Below are 15,693 nucleotides of genomic sequence, written 5' to 3'. Positions count from 1 at the left end.
GTATATTGCCCTTACTTCATTTTTTCAGCCCTTCCGCCTTTAATCACCCTTTTTATCTTAGTGAAATCGAAGGTATTCCCGGTATCATTTTTTTGAAATACCACAAGGTCGGCGGTGTAGCCTATGGCTATTTTACCTTTTTTCCCATGAATGGCAAAGGCCTTAGCAGCATTAAACGATGATATTTTACCAATTTCGTTTATTGGGAAACCCGACTCTAGTAAAAGGTTCTGTTCATTTGCAAAGGCAGAGCCGTCAAATGGCATGTTATAGCCAATGCGTAGCTCAACCCCCTTTGTGTGTAGTGCTTTTACATATTCCATTAGGTGAGCAAACCCATACTTTAAGCGTTGCTTAATTGCCTCGGTTGGCTCAATACCGCAAGTGGTAAAGCCAGAATCCACAAAATGTTTTATCCGGTAAAGTCCTGTGGAAACCGAAGCGTTGTTTGACCCAAGAATATTGGCAACGGAATCGAGTAAGGCAGGGCTATTTTCAGCCAAATACGATATCCCCTCAATGGCCAACAGCTCACCGGGTATATTTTGCCTAATGCCATAAATATTAGTTATCCTGTTTAACACTATATCGGATGAGCCAGTTACCAGGAGTAAGGAATTCATTATTGATTGTATTCCCTCGATATTTTTAGGATAGTTCAAAGCATTTTGAACTCCTGTAAGAATCCAAAAGCAATTATTATCCGCGTGTTCCTGGTTTTTGCTATCGTAAATACCCTTAATGAAAACTTGTGGTGATTGGTTGGGATTGCATGCAGATTTTCCCATTTCAACCGACCGTGCAACCATAACATCGGTAAGTTTTGGGTTTGGCTTCCAGCTTACGATTTGAGGAACCCAGGCGGAATCGGGTTCAGCATCAATAATAGTGGTTACCCCATGGGGTAAAAAATGCTTGGATACAATACTTCGGTAAAAGGTTGTCAGGCTTTTAGGGTGAGTATCAAAAGCTTTGCCGTTCGATTTGAAAAAACAGGCAATTGATGTATGGCTATCAATAAAACCGGGCATAACTATGCCACCATCGGCATCAACCACCTTGCGGGTGCGAACAGGCTCGCCGGCATCTATTATTCCAGCAATGGTATCGCCCATCACTAAAATGGTTTTTCCATCAACTAAACCGCTATCGGTAAGAATGGTGGCGTTTTCCACAATCAAATCGTATCGTTTGGGCTTTTTACAACCGCTTATAACAATTAAAAGGTTAAGGCTAAGAACAAGTAAAAAAAATCGATTCATCGCTTTTTAAAGATTACATGGTTTAGAAACACTGATAAACGGGCAAACACTTTAAACGCCTTGTAAATATAGGAATAAACACTTAAAGAAAAAAATTAGGGGTTGCGTTTGCAACCCCTATTCATATTCTACTTAAATCCCCGGTTTCGTAAAAGCGGATCAATTGATGGCGCTTTACCACGGAATTTCAGATACTGAACCATACCATCGTTGTTACCACCCTCGGCAAGCACATACTTACGGAACTTGGCAGCAACATCCTTGTTGAAGATATCGCCCGTTTCAACAAATGCATTAAAGGCATCGGAATCGAGCACCTCAGCCCATAGGTAAACGTAATACCCCGATGCGTATCCGCCAACAATATGGTTAAAGTATGAGGTGCGGTAACGGGGGTATATCTCTGGGATTAGCTTGATACGACTCATCGATTGGTTTTCGAATTCAAGCACATCAACCTGTTTAGGCTCTGTAAAACTATGCCAATCCAAATCGAGAATGGCCGCTGCAATATACTCCACGGTAGCAAAACCCTGGTTGAATTTTGAGCTGCGTTGCAACTTTTCAATCAGCGCATCGGGCATAACCTCGCCGGTTTGGTAATGCTTAGCGTAGAACTTCAGGACTTGCGGCTCACCTGCCCAGTGCTCCATAATTTGCGAGGGGAGCTCAACCATATCGCGTGGAACACTGCCGGCTATTCTATCGTAAGGCCCATCGGTGAACAGGCCGTGCAGGGCATGCCCAAACTCATGGAACAGGGTCTCAACCTCGTCCCAGGTAAGTAGAGCTGGCGTGGTTTCCGTAGGACGCGTAAAGTTTGTTACAATATTTACTATTGGGGCAACCTTTTTGCCGTTCTCATAGGTTTGCTGACGGAAACGCCCACACCATGCACCAACACGTTTACCCGGACGTGGATGGTAATCGAGGTATAGTAATCCCACGTGTTGACCTTTATCATCCTTAACCTCAAAAGCCTCAACCTCAGGATGGTAAATGGGCAAATCGGTACGCTTGGTGAATGTTATACCGTAAAGCTTATTGGCAACGTAGAACATACCATCGCGAACATTCTCGAGCTTAAAGTAGGGTTTAAGCTCAGCCTCATCCAAATCGTACTTTTCCTTTTTAAGTTTCTCGGCATAGTACCACCAATCCCAAGGAGCAAGCTTGAAGTTGCCACCCTCGCGGTCAATTATTGCCTGCATGGCATCCCTATCGCGAATGGCAGCATTCAATGCTGGTTCCATTACCTGGTTCAGAAAGCTGTAAACAGCATCGGGTGTCTTGGCCATATTATTGCTAATAACGTAATGGTTAAAGGTTTCATAGCCTAACAGCTTTGCTTTTTGAGCCCTTAGGTTTGCAATCTCAAGTAGTATGGCCTTGTTATCAAACTTATCGTTGTTATTGCAGCGCATCACATAGCCCATGTAAAGCTTTTCCCTAAGCTCACGTTTTTTGGAGTACTGTAGGAACGGTATCATGCTGGGTTTTTGAAGTGTGAATACCCACTTCCCCTCATGGCCAAACTGCTTGGCGGTAATGGCTGCTGCATCAATAATATCCTTTGAAAGACCCTCAAGGTCTTCGGGTTTATCGATAACCAGAATGAAATTCTTGTTGGTCTCATCGAGCAGATTCTCCCCAAATTTCAATCCCAGCTGCGAAAGTTTCTGGTTTATCTCGCGCAGTTTAGCTTTATCGTCGTCGTTCAGGTTTGCACCATTACGAACAAAATCGTCGTAATACCTTTCTACGGTTCGTAGCTGAAGGCTGTCGAGCTTAAGGTTCATACGGTTATCGTAAACCGCCTTTATTCTCTTGAACAGCTTATCGTTTAGGCTTATATTGTCGCGATGTGCCGTAACCTTTGGGGCAACCTGGCGGGCTATAGCCTGCATCTCAGGCGATGTTTCGGCACTGTTTAAGCTGTAAAAAACCGTGCTCACCTTTGTTAGCAACCTACCCGACTTGTCCAGAGCAAGAATGGTATTTTTAAAATTGGGTGTTTCAGGATTGTTAACAATGGCGTCAATCTCCTTTTGCTGCTCTTCAATACCCTTTTCAAAAGCGGGAACGTAGTGCTCCAGCTTTATCTCGTTAAAGGGCGGTACCTTAAATGGTGTTTTGTACTCGGTAAAGAATGGGTTTTCGGTTTTAACCAACGCAAACCCGCAAACTATTGCTGCTAATGGCATAAGGAAAAGTATTTTTCTCATAGTTTTTAGTTTTTGGTTTTATAATCCTTGGATGAGAAATAGAAAGTAAGGTTTAATAAGGATAAAGGGTAAAGGGTGACCCGTGACCCGTCCTGAAAAATGTCAACACAAACATATGTGTATGGACAAAAATAATTTTGTTACAAAACACTACAGCGAGGGTGATTCAAAGTTCAATGTTTCCATGTGTTGCTCCCTTCCCCATTTCCCTCTAACTCACCCGAACTCCCATTAACCCATATTGTTCCGAATAATTCAGAATCTTCACCGCCTAAGGGTTATTTATTAACGGATATCGTTCTACTTCTTCAAGTAATCAGAAAAAACCTTTTCGAACTTTTCCAGTTTGGGTGTTATTACCATTCGGCAGTAGGGTTGGTTTTTGTTGCCCTCGTAGTAGTTCTGGTGATAATTTTCGGCCTTGTAAAAGTTTTTAAATGGCTCAATGGCAGTTACTATTGGCGAGTTCCAGATGCCAGCGGCATCGAGCTGGTTTTTTATTTCAATGGCTGTAGCCTTTTGGTCCTCAGCATGGTAAAAAATTACCGACCTATACTGCGTTCCAATATCGGCGCCCTGTCGGTTCAACGTGGTTGGGTCGTGGGTTTTAAAGTAGATTTCAAGTATTTTAGCAAAGGGTATAATATCGGGATTAAAGGTTACCTGAACCACTTCTGCATGGCCAGTGTTGCCAGTACAAACCTCCTGATAGGTAGGGTTTACTACGTGACCACCAGAATAACCCGATTCTACCTTAACAACACCATTCACCCTACTAAAAATTGCCTCAACACACCAGAAGCATCCAGCTCCTAAGGTTACGGTTTCGGTTTTAGCACTCATAGTTTCAACTGGTTTTTGTGCCTTACAGCCCAACATTAAGGTTAGGGCTAAGGCCGAAAGGGTTAACACATACGTTAGCTTTTTCATTTCAAAGTCAATTTAATCATTGACCAAGATATTAACGAATTTGTTAGGGTGTTGTTCAAAGTCACCTAAAAATATTGCATGCCAACGTAGGAGGAATGGGAGGAAGTTAGAAGAAGTTGGAGCACGTGAACCGTGAACCGTGAACTGTTAAACGTGAACTGTGAGACTTGAGGCGGGAATGAGTAGGAATAAGAATGAATATTGGGAATGGGAGGAAGTTAGAAGAAGTTAGAGGAAAAGAGAACAGTTAAACCGATGTGGGAAAAAATAAAAAAAGCCGGATACAAATTCCGGCTGTACATTGCGGTATCTTTGCTTTAATTAAATCGATACGAAAACTTAACCAAGAATATGTTGTGCGGGTGCGAGTCCCAAAGGTTATCAATATCGTTGCCAATGGAATTGCTGTAAACCGATTCAAAATTTTCTTTCCCATGGGTCCATACAAAGTAAACTGTGGAACCGGGGCGGTATTCCCACCGAACAATCAGGTTTGACTGTAGGTTCAAGTAATTGAAATTCCTATTGTCAAATGAGTAATCGGTTGCGCCATCGGTGTTTTCATCTACCAGATATACCTCATTGTCGGCGTCATAACTTATCTGTGAATCGGTATATGTCAAAAACCTATCGGTATACTTTTGGGCCCTGGGTTGAGCAATATACTTGAACCGGGAATACTTACCGCTTGTAAAATATGGCCTACCATAGTATTGAACTGACAGCTCTGGGTTTATGCTATACTCCACCCGTAACGACATCACCCAGGTGTTCCTATTCAGATGTCCCCTTATATACCTTGTATCGCTCACAGTACTTATGTTATCCACATAGGAAAGTTCACTTTTACTGAACGAGTACGATGGGCTAACCCTTAGCAGTAAGCTTTTTAGAGGTTTGTATGTCAATGACAATGAGTAATTATGGCTTACAGAGCTATTGTAATTGCCTATATAGGCACTATTGCTTACACCAACAATTAATTTTTTCCGTCCATCGGAGTTAAGGCTTAGCCAGTAGTTCCATCCGCCGGGTAATTTAAGAGCAGGGCCACCTCTAAGTTCCGATACACTAAGGTTTTCGCCATTCCAGTTAATACCTCCCCCAACATACCAGTAGTTGGGTAGTTGAAGGTTCAGGTTTATGTTTCCGCCCTTATAGGTTGATTCGCCACCAAAATTCCAGCCTGTCCATTGGTTAATATTTACATTCAACGACCTGTAAACCTTAGTAGGTTCCCAGTATCGCAACCCAACCCAGATAACCTGGAATATATCATCAACATTTTGAACATAACCAATATCATTTATTTCCAGCTGAGGCGAACGCCAGGCAACCGCAGCCATGTAGCGTATATGTCCCTCGCCCACTTTGCCGAATTGAAGCACGCCCCCAGTTCCCGTAAGCGATGTTCTGGATGAATCTATCTTCACATGTTTAATATCGGGGCGTTGAAAATAGTGGGATGAGTTGGTTTGGGTTAGCAGAATAGCATCCTTGCTTCCATTAACGTGACTCCCGTATAGCTTGGCTTCAACCATGTACTTTTTATTTGCCCATAAATGCATTAAATCCACTCCCCCCGAGAAAGCATTACGGTGGTACTCATCGGCCATTATTCCCGATAAAGCTCTATTGGTTGAGGTAACCATTCCCGAAACTATTGTATTACCCTCATTGTATTCCTGCTTTGCGGAAACAACGGTATAGTTTGTGAGCGGTTCAACCATTTCATGGCTGCGGTTACCAGCAGAATCGATATTTGCCCATGCATTACCCGTAACACTTTGCAGCAGACCAACCGATAAACCACTACTTGATCGGCCGGTTAGCTTGGCAGCCCCAAGAATAGTTGAGTTTGAAGGTACCCGTGCGTATTCGTTATCGCCCAAATCGGGGTAATGCTGGGGTGCTCTACCAATTCTTCGGGAGTAAAACAGATTATTTGTAGCCAGGTCGCCATCGCCAAACATTAACGGAAAGTTAAGTAGGTTGCTCCCCTCAATGAAAAAGGGACGTTTCTCCTCAAAGTAGGTCTCAAATTCAGTAAGATTTATCACAGCGGGATCGGCCTCAACCTGACCAAAATCGGGATTTACCGTTAAATCAAGGGTAAAGTTATTGGTTAAGCCAATTTTGGCATCAACTCCGGCATTCAAACCATTGCGCCTTCCGGTCATGAAAGGGTTCCTTTCTTCGGGTTTAAAACTCTCTGTTTTGGTTACAACATAGGGTGCAATCTCAACCTGGCGTTTGGGTGTTAAGCCTTTCAGGCCATGTAGCTCGCCAAAAAGATGCACGAAACCCGGTGCATCCTTAGGAACATGCTGCCAGAAATCGGTTTCCTGATTCCTATAAAGGTGACGCCCCACCTGAATACCCCAGGTTTGAACATCGGCTGCTGAGAATCGAAGCTGGTTCAGGGGAATTTTCATTTCGGCAGTCCAACCGTACGGGTTCCGTGCAGTCTTAGCCCACCAAATTGGATCCCAGTTAGGGTCTTCCCTATCGCCATTCTCGGTCATTACCATATCCATTTTTGTACCGGAAGCTGAAACGCAGAAAATAAATGCGGTGCGTTTGTCAAAGTAGGAATCAATACCTATTGCAACATAATCGCCTTCAATATCATCGCGACGGGTAACGCGTGCTACAATTTTATCGGGCTCTGTATCGTGCAACCGGAAAGCAGCATATAGGTAATCGTTATCGTACGTAATCATAAACTCCGTTTGCTGCGATGGTTCAGCACCATTATGGGGTTCATGCTGGGTAAATCCACTACACCAATTATCTTTTTGCCAAACCTCATCGTTCAATACCCCATCAATTATGGGGGGATGGGGGTTAACATGCAACGCTGTGCATGTGTTTTTTGACATTTCCTGGGCCAACAATGTATTGAATGAAAAAGTAATCATTGCTGCCATCAACATTGAGCATGCGGTAAGGTTATGCTTCATAGGTAAAAATAGTTTTTTAAACCAAATGACGTATATATGACGCCTAATGCTGCTCAAAGGCTACTTTAGAAATGTTAATAATTGTAAAAAGCGCGTGGGCGTTAGCTTTGCAAAAGAGTTCCGTTGAGTATAGTTGATAGTTGACGGTTGATAGTTGATAGTTGATAATATACTGAAATACTATTTTGGAAACATAGTAAACGCTTAATACCAAAACGTTTAACGGTTTACAGCTAACGGTTCTTGAACCTTTGCTAATTTTTTGCCACTACTCACCTCCGCCCAAAAATGCATCCCTGCCGGGATATCCATACTTTGACCTGGCGATTTCGGTTGGAAAAACAAAGTATTTTATTTTACCGGAAGTGCAAAGGTTGCCTTCGCCATCAAAAAGTTCAACATGCACGGTTACCATACGTTTTTCACGATTATCAATTCGACCACGAACTACCACTTGGCCCTTACCAATTAGCATCGGCTTACTGTAAAAGATCTCCATGCTGTGGGTAACTCCCGCTGTACCTTCAAGTATGTATATGCACCAGCTTGCTACCTCGTCCATTAGGGTCGATTGAATGCCACCATGCAAAACACCGTGGTAACCCTGATAATTTAGTTCAGGTAACCAACGGGTTTCAACGGTTTGATTAGTTTCATCGTACCAAAAGCTGAGCTTCAAACCAATAGGATTCTTACTGGAGCAGCAAAAACAGCCGTGCTCTGGCAAACCCTCGTATGGATTTTTTATTGCAACCATTTCAATTCAATTATTTACCTTGACAATTTTAAAACAATTTTAAAAAACTTAAACCTAAAACATATGTTTATTTTAAACAGATTTTAATAATTTTGAGAAAAACTTAAAAGAGTATGGATACCAAACACGGAAACGCAACCCGTTTAAAGTTGATGGAAACAGCTCGGGAGTTGTTTATTGCAAAGGGAGTCGATAGAGTTGGCGTACGTGAAATTGCATCCAAAGCCGGCGTTAACCTATCGCTCATGAACTACTACTTTCAGAGTAAGGAGAACTTACTTGAGCAAATCTTTGAGCAATCCATTAAGGATAACGGACAGAAAATCAGGCAAATACTTAACGCCGACATGCCACTTGAAGAAAAGATTAAGGTTTATATCAATACATACATCGATATATTAACTGAAGATCCCTTGCTTGTTCCCTTTGTACTTTCAATTATTCATAGGAATGCCGAACAGGCATCAAGACTAAAAGCGGTTCATACCCTTTACAACACCGAAACTTTTTCAAACCAGCTTAAACACGAGGCTGAGCTGGGCAATATTCGAAAGGTTGACCCGGAACAGTTCTTCGTCAGCATGATCTCGTTAATCCTCTTCCCGTTTGCCATTAAGTGGCTAATTGGCTATAGAATGACATTGAGCAATGAGCAAATGGCTCAATTCCTTGAGGATAGGCGCGAACATGTTTACGACTTGCTGATGAGTGCACTCCGCCCTTAGAACAACAAACCCCACAGCCTTTGTGGGGTTTTTACTTCACCCTAATCTCTTTTACCACTTCGCTCCCAAAGTACTCATTGATATGGGTAAGCAAATTCTTTCTGCGCATATGCAGTTCCTGCCTTAAAGCGGCTGAATTTAGGCTTAGGGTCAAAACCCCTTCCTTAAACTGGATATCGGTTGTATGCATGGCTATATCGCGGCCTACAATTCTTTCCCAGTCGGAACGGATTGATGCCTGATTAAAGTTATCGTTCCACTTCATGGCATCAATGAAAGCCTTTATGGCTTCGCCCAACGATTTTGTGTTGTGATCGCTCATGATTACCTCGACTCAACCAGTTCAAACTCAGAATTATCAACCCTAAAAAAACGATACCCCGACATTACCTTTGCCAAAACCTCCTCGAGCCTATTCTTGTTAGTATCAGTGATAAATATTTGGCCAAATCCATCATTTGCCACCATATCAATTAACCTATGCACCCTGCCGGTATCGAGTTTATCAAAAATATCGTCGAGTAGCAAAAGGGGTTTAATGCTTGCAACCTTAGAAATGAAATCGAACTGAGCAAGCTTAAGTGCAATCAGGTAAGTTTTTTGTTGCCCCTGAGAGCCCTCGTTGCGAATGGGGTATCCATCAATTAAAAGCGTAAGGTCGTCGCGGTGAATTCCAACCGAAGTGTACTGCAGAACCCTGTCCTTTTCGATATTCTCCAGAAAAAGTGTCTCGGCAGGGGTATCGTTCAGGTGCGACTTGTAGTTCAACGAAACCTTTTCCTGTCCGCCCGACACCTTGTTATAGTACTCCTGGAGGATTCCAATAAGCTGCTCCACAAACGCCTTGCGTTTTGAGTGGATTACCGAAGCATACTCTGCAAGCTGTATATCAATAGCCTCAATCAAATCGTAGCTAAAAGCGGTACGAGAATAGGTTTTTAAAAGGCTGTTGCGTTGGGCAAGCAATCGGTTATAGCGCAAAACCTCATCGAGGTAAATATGGTCAATTTGTGAAATAACTCCATTCATATACTTGCGACGCTCCTCGCCACTTCCCTCAACCAACTCATTATCGGCAGGCGAAACCATAACCACCGGAAGAAAGCCAATGTGATCGGCCAGCCTTTCGTAGGCTTTGCCGTTACGCTTAAAAATTTTTCCTTCGCCCTGCTTTAACCCGCAATATATGCTCTCATCAACACCTTGGCGCGAATAAAAACCCTGCAGTACAAAAAAATCCTGTCCGTGACGTATCACCTGTAAATCAGTTGACGAAAGCGAACTCTTGCACATGGAAAGGAAGTATATTGCATCGAGCAGGTTTGTCTTACCCTGACCATTGTTCCCTACAAAGCAGTTTATCTTGTTATCAAACTCGATATCAAGTTGATTTATTGACTTAAAGTTTATGGCTGTTAGCCTTTTAAGATACATAGTAGCTAAAAATGAATATTTGCAAAGGTAATTAAACCGAAAATGTTTGCCTAAAATTTTCAGATATTACAAAAACAATTACTTTTGCGATTGCTTTGTTAAAAATAAATATTCATTAGTTATGGCAGATAAAAAGAAACAGCAGACAACCGATACTGTAGAATCAATTGACAACGCTTTAACCCGTACTGAGCAGTTCATTGAGCAAAACCAGAAGAGCCTTACCATTATTGTAGCAGCAATTTTAGCTATTGTGGCTATCTATTTTGGTTACAAAAAACTTTACTTACAGCCCAAGGAGAACGAGGCCAGCTCTCAAATTTTCCAGGCTCAGTATTACTTTGAGCAGGATTCGTTTCGCCTGGCACTATATGGTAACGAGAACGATTTAGGCTTTGCAACCATAGCTGATAGGTACGGAATGACCCGCACCGGGAACCTTGCAAATTACTATGCAGGCATTTGCCTTAGGGAACTTGGTGAATACCAAAAGGCCATTGATTACCTTAAAAAGTTTGATGCCGGCGACCAAATGGTTACCCCAATTGCTTATGGCGCTATTGGCGATTGCTATGTGGAACTCAACATGCTAAAGGATGCTGCCAAGTTTTATGTTAAGGCCGCCAATTACGAGAAGAATGATTTTACCACGCCAATTTTCCTGAAAAAGGCTGGAATGGTTTACGAGGAACTCAAACAGTACGATAAGGCCCTTGACCTTTACAATATCATCAAGAATGATTTTACAAAGAGCATTGAGGCTCGCGATATTGAAAAGGATATTGCTCGTATAAACACACTGATGGGTAAGTAAAGACTAAACAGAGATAGATATTTAAGGGGTGCTTTTAAACACCCCTTATTTTTTACAAATTCGTATCTTTGAAAAAAAAATCCTATGGCAACATATCTGAAAAACCTATCGAGCTATGACCCTAACATGGTGCCTAGCGCCAAGAACATGAAGTTTGGCATTGTGGTTTCGGATTGGAACGATTCTGTAACCCATAAGCTACTTGAGGGTGCCTATAGCACCCTAATTGAGCATGGCGCAACCGACGAAAACATTCTTGTAAAGCACGTTCCGGGCGCTTTTGAGTTAACCCTTGGCGGACAGTTCATGGCCGAGTATGCCGATTTGGATGCTGTTATTTGCCTTGGCTGTGTTATTCAGGGCGAAACCCGCCATTTCGATTTTATTTGCCAGGGTGTAACATACGGAATCACCGAACTCAACATGAACTATAATATTCCTTTCATTTTTGGAGTGCTAACTACCAATAACCTTGAACAAGCACTCGACCGCGCTGGAGGGAAACACGGCAACAAGGGAGTTGAAGCAGCAATCACTGCCATTAAAATGGCTGCGCTCCAAAAAGAAATGGAGGAATTGGAAGGATAGTGGATTCGTTGTTCGTTGATGGTTGTTCGTTGTTCGTGATATTACTCAACAGTTGGCCCAATTTCGTTGATAGTAAAAGAAATCTTGATAAAAAAAACTGAATTCCCCAACCATTTAACGGTTCACGGTTCACGGTTAACGGATAACCTTTAACGGTTCACGGTTCACGAACCTCTTTTAACTTTTCACTTTTAACTCCGCCCCCCTCTAAACAAAATCAGCTTAAAAAATGGCACAATTCCCAGCTAATACTATATTTGCATTACCGGAGCCTTAACCAATTAAAAATGAAACGTGTTTTTTGGGTATTTTTTCCTTTGATATTTGCTCAAACAATTAGCGCACAGCAAAGCAACCCATTGATAAGCAAAGCTGATTCAGCCAGCCAAATGCGCTGGGTCGATTCCGTTTTCAACAGCCTAAGCTTAAGGGAACGTATTGCACAGCTTTTTATGGTGGCTGCATACTCCAACAAGGACGATTCCCATGTAATGGAGATTTCGCAACTTGTATCAAAACAAGGAATTGGTGGGTTGATATTCTTTCAGGGTGGGCCTGTCCGTCAAGCACGGCAAACTAATTACTACCAATCGCTTGCAAAGGTTCCCCTTCTTATTGGCATCGATGCCGAATGGGGATTAGGAATGCGGTTGGATAGCACCATCTCGTATCCCCGGCAAATGGCGCTTGGCGCCACTAACGATACCCTGCTAACCTACCAAATGGCAGCCGATATTGCCCATCAGCTCAAACGAATGGGTATCCATATCAACTTTGCACCGGTTATCGATATTAACTCCAATCCGCTCAACCCCGTTATTGGCTCCAGAGCTTTTGGTCAGGACATGGAAATGGTAACCAGGCATGGCATGGCTTACACCAAAGGATTACAAGAAAATGGCATTCTGGCTTGTGCCAAGCATTTTCCCGGCCATGGTGACACCTACGACGATTCACACCTAACCCTACCCCTGGTACCACATAGCACAAACCGAATCGATTCCATAGAACTCTACCCTTTCAAAAAGCTTTTTGCTGCTGGTGTAGCCAGTGTTATGGTTGCACACCTTAAAATTCCCTCCCTTGAACCCGATACCCTCCTGCCAGCCAGCCTATCGCCCCGCATTGTTGGCCAAAAACTTTTTGGCGAACTTGGATTTAACGGCCTTGCATTTACCGATGCCATGAATATGAAAGGTGTTGCAGGATACTATAATCCGGTTGACGCAAATATTCGCTCCCTGATGGCTGGCAACGACATTCTGCTCTTTCCAAGCGAGATTGAGAATACTATTAAAAAAGTTGAACAGCTTATTAAAAGCGAACAAATCCCCGAAGAACTTATTAACATTAAATGCAAAAAGGTTCTTATGGCCAAGTATCTGGTTGGTTTAAATAAATACCGCCCAATTAATGTTGATAGGCTTTATAACGATTTAAACAGTCCTTACTCGCAGGTACTCCGCCGTAAAATTATACGAAACGCAATTACTGTAATACACAATGCAAATAATATCCTTCCCCTTAGAGGGCTCGATACTCTTAGGATTGCTTATATTGAAATTGGTGAAAGTAAAGGCGATGCATTCCGGGAGCAGCTTGAGCTTTACACTGCCGTGCATACTTTCTCTATCAACCCCGAAGCCGAGCAGGCAGAGTACGATACCCTACTTACCAATCTAGAGCCATACAACCTAATTATTGTTGGTTACCACACTATTGAAAGCAAGCCTGCAAAGGGTTTTGGGGTAAGCCAACAATCATCAAATTTCCTGTTCGACCTATCGTTCCGTAAAAAGGTGATTCTTAATTTGTTTGGCAACCCCTACTCCATTAGCAGATTTGCTAATCCTTTAGCATTTGCTGCCATAATCGTATCGTACGATAACTCAACCGACAGCCAAAACCTTACAGCCCAAACCATTTTTGGTGGTATTCCGTTCTCAGGTAGGTTAAGCGTAACGGCAAGCGATCTTTTTAGCATTAATACCGGTTACGCATCAAACCAAAGAATTAGACTTGGATACAGCATCCCCGAAGAACTTGGAATATGGTCGGAGCAGCTCTCGGAGGTTGACTCCCTTGCAATGGAAATAATAAGAACAGGGGCTGCTCCAGGCATGCAAATCCTTGCAGCAAAGGATGGGGTTGTATTCTATAACAAGGCCTTTGGGAAACCCACCTACGTTTCGGAGTTTAGCAACGATATCAGAATGCTTTACGATATTGCATCGGTTACCAAGGTTGCTGCAACGTTGCCATCTATTATGAACCTGTATAACCGAGGTGTGCTGTCGTTCGATTCAAAACTTGGCCAGTTTATCGATTTAAAAAACTTCCCTGATAAGTCGAAACTACTTTTAGGTGATATCTTGAGGCATCAATCGGGTTTACAGGCCTGGATTCCATTTTATATGAACACATTAACATCGTTGGAACCTAACATACCGTTGTGGACTGAAACATTCAGCCAAACTCATCCCTATAAATTTAACGGGAAACGATACGCCAGCCGGTTTGCCTACCCAAGCCCTAAGTTCTACCGAACCGATTCAATCAGCAACTTCCCAAATAATGTTGCATACCGCATATACTCTTTGGCAAGCATCAACGATTCCATTTACCGGTGGATTAACCAATCGCCAATTTCCGATGCGGGTAAATACCGATATAGCGATTTGGGTTTCCTATACCTGCAAAAGGTTATTGAAACAGTTGAACAGAAAAGATTAGACAAGGTAGTTGAACCGCTATACAGCAAGTTAGGGATGAACTACACCTGTTTTAATCCGCTACTACGTTTCGACACCGAAAGGATTGCCCCAACTGAACACGACCCCGTTTTCCGCAAGCAGCTGATATGGGGGCATGTACACGATCCGGCAGCTGCTATGCTTGGCGGAGTTGCTGGCCATGCAGGCCTTTTTGCCAACGCCAACGATTTGGCTAAGCTTATGCAGCTGTACCTGAACGATGGAGAATACGGTGGCGAACGCTTTTTTGCTCCCTCAACAGTAAAAAGTTTTGCCAACCCAGCTACAACAAATGGCAACCGAAGGGCTTACGGCTTCGATAAGCCCAATGCCAGCGGTTCATCGCCTGCGGGAACAATGGCTTCGCCCGAAAGCTTTGGCCACACAGGTTTTACAGGAACAATGGTATGGGCCGACCCACAAAACGGATTGGTATTCATTTTCCTATCGAACCGTGTTCACCCCGATGCTGAAAATACTAAACTTTCAGCATTGAATTACCGCACACGAATTCACGATGTATTTTACCGTGCCATTCAAAGCATAAGCAAGCCTAGTGGGCAATAATTGAGAAGAGGCACAACAGCTGCATTCCACAAGGTGTAGAAAATTTTCTACACCTTTTTGCTTTTTTTATTGGAATTCATTTCAAAAACAAATTATATAAACCTGATTCTCTTATAGTTGTGATTTTTTTTCTTAACTATTAATTCTATTCTATAATTCTGGCATGGTTTTGTTATTACTTATGACGTCCCAAACACCATAAATACATAAATTGCTGTTGCCACCAGCAGCCAGGTTGTCCGGATCACCGCATTTACTGTCGGCCATGCATCGAATCCACCATTAGTCCCAGATCTAAAAGACAGTATAACCCGGACAACTTTTTTTATCCAAGATTCAATGTCGTTAAGATTACAAAAATATACATGCCTGTCATCCTGAGCGGAGCGAAGGATCACTAATCGACCCCATAAGACGTTTCGCTTAGTTCAACATGGCAATAGTTTCACGAACAACAAACAACGCTTCCAGCCCCGTAGGGGCGAAACATTTGTAACCCCATGGCTACTCCCACATGTATAGCGATGCACGAAATGCCTTTACCAAAGAGCAAAGGTGAAACTTTGCATCGCAAAAGAAAAATCATTACAAAGAATTATTTACACGTTCTTTCTTGTCTTGATACAAGAAAGAACCAAAGAAAATCAAGGCTGAAAAGCCCGACCCGATGGGTGC

At 42.7% G+C, this 15,693-nt stretch carries 11 protein-coding genes; 4 read left to right on the top strand and 7 right to left on the bottom strand.

The window, feature by feature from the left end:
* Positions 1-11: 11 nt before the first annotated feature.
* The 5 genes from WHS63_RS00205 to WHS63_RS00185 form a co-directional block, all read right to left on the bottom strand.
* Positions 12-1,262, bottom strand: a complete 1,251-nt coding sequence (locus WHS63_RS00205; protein ID WP_445203357.1) for an amidohydrolase family protein — start codon at positions 1,260-1,262, stop codon at positions 12-14.
* A gap of 128 nt (positions 1,263-1,390) precedes the next feature.
* A complete protein-coding gene (locus tag WHS63_RS00200; protein ID WP_445203356.1) occupies positions 1,391-3,487 on the bottom strand; it encodes a M3 family metallopeptidase in 2,097 nt (698 codons plus the stop codon).
* 300 nt (positions 3,488-3,787) lie between these two features.
* Positions 3,788-4,417 carry a peptide-methionine (S)-S-oxide reductase MsrA gene (gene msrA / locus WHS63_RS00195; RefSeq protein ID WP_445203355.1) on the bottom strand — a complete coding sequence of 210 codons (630 nt, stop codon included), beginning with the start codon at positions 4,415-4,417 and terminating at the stop codon, positions 3,788-3,790.
* A gap of 317 nt (positions 4,418-4,734) precedes the next feature.
* Positions 4,735-7,380 carry a DUF5916 domain-containing protein gene (locus WHS63_RS00190; protein ID WP_445203354.1) on the bottom strand — a complete coding sequence of 882 codons (2,646 nt, stop codon included), beginning with the start codon at positions 7,378-7,380 and terminating at the stop codon, positions 4,735-4,737.
* 268 nt (positions 7,381-7,648) lie between these two features.
* Entirely contained in the window at positions 7,649-8,137 is a 489-nt protein-coding gene (locus WHS63_RS00185) for a PaaI family thioesterase (RefSeq protein WP_445203353.1), read from the bottom strand.
* A 113-nt stretch (positions 8,138-8,250) separates the two neighbouring features.
* Here WHS63_RS00185 and WHS63_RS00180 point away from each other — a divergent pair, with 113 nt between their 5' ends.
* Positions 8,251-8,862 carry a TetR/AcrR family transcriptional regulator gene (locus WHS63_RS00180; protein ID WP_445203352.1) on the top strand — a complete coding sequence of 204 codons (612 nt, stop codon included), beginning with the start codon at positions 8,251-8,253 and terminating at the stop codon, positions 8,860-8,862.
* 31 nt (positions 8,863-8,893) lie between these two features.
* Here WHS63_RS00180 and WHS63_RS00175 read toward each other — a convergent pair whose 3' ends face one another.
* Together WHS63_RS00175 and recF are read right to left on the bottom strand one after the other, a co-directional pair.
* On the bottom strand, positions 8,894-9,184 hold the full coding sequence (locus WHS63_RS00175; protein WP_369488333.1) for a DUF721 domain-containing protein: 291 nt from the start codon (positions 9,182-9,184) through the stop codon (positions 8,894-8,896).
* Positions 9,185-9,186: 2 nt separating this feature from the next.
* Positions 9,187-10,296, bottom strand: a complete 1,110-nt coding sequence (gene recF / locus WHS63_RS00170; RefSeq protein ID WP_445203351.1) for a DNA replication/repair protein RecF — start codon at positions 10,294-10,296, stop codon at positions 9,187-9,189.
* A 121-nt stretch (positions 10,297-10,417) separates the two neighbouring features.
* Here recF and WHS63_RS00165 point away from each other — a divergent pair, with 121 nt between their 5' ends.
* From WHS63_RS00165 to WHS63_RS00155, 3 genes are all read left to right on the top strand, one after another.
* The gene (locus WHS63_RS00165; protein WP_445203350.1) at positions 10,418-11,110 is read left to right on the top strand and encodes a tetratricopeptide repeat protein; all 693 of its coding nucleotides are present in this window, start codon (positions 10,418-10,420) and stop codon (positions 11,108-11,110) included.
* Between the two features lie 84 nt (positions 11,111-11,194).
* Positions 11,195-11,698, top strand: a complete 504-nt coding sequence (gene ribH / locus WHS63_RS00160) for a 6,7-dimethyl-8-ribityllumazine synthase (protein WP_445203349.1) — start codon at positions 11,195-11,197, stop codon at positions 11,696-11,698.
* 287 nt (positions 11,699-11,985) lie between these two features.
* The gene (locus tag WHS63_RS00155) at positions 11,986-15,018 is read left to right on the top strand and encodes a glycoside hydrolase family 3 N-terminal domain-containing protein (protein ID WP_445203348.1); all 3,033 of its coding nucleotides are present in this window, start codon (positions 11,986-11,988) and stop codon (positions 15,016-15,018) included.
* Positions 15,019-15,693 lie beyond the last annotated feature (675 nt).

The organism is Tenuifilum sp., assembly GCF_037481895.1.
Lineage (GTDB): Bacteria > Bacteroidota > Bacteroidia > Bacteroidales > Tenuifilaceae > Tenuifilum > Tenuifilum osseticum.
The sequence above is the reverse complement of the archived record's forward strand: the minus strand, read 5'-3'. Positions and strand labels throughout refer to the sequence as shown.